The sequence below is a fragment of the Bartonella sp. AP58NXGY genome (genome assembly GCF_042195785.1).
Lineage (GTDB): Bacteria > Pseudomonadota > Alphaproteobacteria > Rhizobiales > Rhizobiaceae > Bartonella.
This window is the reverse complement of the sequence record NZ_JBHIOY010000085.1, coordinates 1-1192: the sequence shown is the minus strand read 5'-3', so window position 1 is coordinate 1192 and position 1192 is coordinate 1. Positions and strand designations below refer to the sequence as shown.

Here is a 1192-nt window from a genome sequence, read left to right as displayed (position 1 = left end):
GCTCAACAAGCATTATTTATTCAATGATCTTAGAGACGATACCGGCACCAACAGTACGACCACCTTCACGAATAGCAAAACGAAGTTTTTCCTCCATCGCTATTGGAACGATCAACGAAACATCCATGGCAACATTATCACCGGGCATAACCATTTCTGTACCTTCTGGAAGAGTAACAATCCCTGTAACATCCGTTGTACGGAAGTAAAACTGTGGACGATAGTTGGTGAAAAAAGGCGTATGACGCCCACCTTCATCTTTCGTCAAAATATAAGCCTCTGCTTTAAAGCGGGTATGAGGCGTAACTGATCCTGGCTTCGCCAAAACTTGACCTCGCTCAATCCCTTCACGGTCAACACCACGAAGCAGAGCCCCAATATTATCTCCCGCTTGACCTTGATCTAAAAGCTTGCGGAACATTTCAACACCCGTAACCGTCGTTTTAGATGTCGGACGAATACCGATAATCTCGATTTCCTCCCCAACTTTAATAACTCCACGCTCAACACGACCCGTAACAACAGTCCCACGACCCGAAATCGAAAAAACATCTTCTATCGGCATCAAAAATGGTTGATCAACAGGGCGTTCAGGGGTTGGGATATAATTATCAACTTCACTCATTAAAAGACGAACCGCATCTTCTCCAATGCTTTTATCTTTATCCTCAAGCGCCGCCAACGCAGAACCCTTAACGATTGGAATATCATCGCCTGGGAAATCATATTTGGATAAAAGTTCCCGAACTTCAAGCTCTACAAGTTCTAAAAGCTCCGCATCATCAACCTGATCAACTTTATTAAGAAAAACAACAATTGCTGGAACACCAACCTGACGCGCAAGCAAAATATGCTCACGTGTCTGAGGCATTGGACCATCCGCTGCAGAAACAACCAAAATAGCACCATCCATCTGGGCGGCCCCTGTGATCATGTTCTTCACATAATCAGCGTGTCCTGGACAATCAACGTGGGCATAGTGGCGATTTTCTGTTTCATACTCAACATGTGCTGTAGAAATAGTAATTCCACGTGCGCGCTCTTCTGGTGCAGCATCAATTTGATCATATGCTTTAAATTCACCAAAATACTTCGTAATCGCTGCTGTCAACGAGGTCTTCCCATGATCAACGTGACCAATCGTACCAATATTAACATGCGGTTTTGTACGTTCAAATTTGCTCTTCGCCAT

1 protein-coding gene is annotated in these 1192 nt (G+C 44.2%); it reads right to left on the bottom strand.

The genetic code is table 11. The annotated features are described in order from the left end of the window. Window positions 1–16: 16 nt before the first annotated feature. Window positions 17–1192, bottom strand: a 1176-nt coding sequence (gene tuf, locus ACFINC_RS09615; protein ID WP_012755022.1) for an elongation factor Tu, incomplete at its 5' end; no start/stop codon positions are given.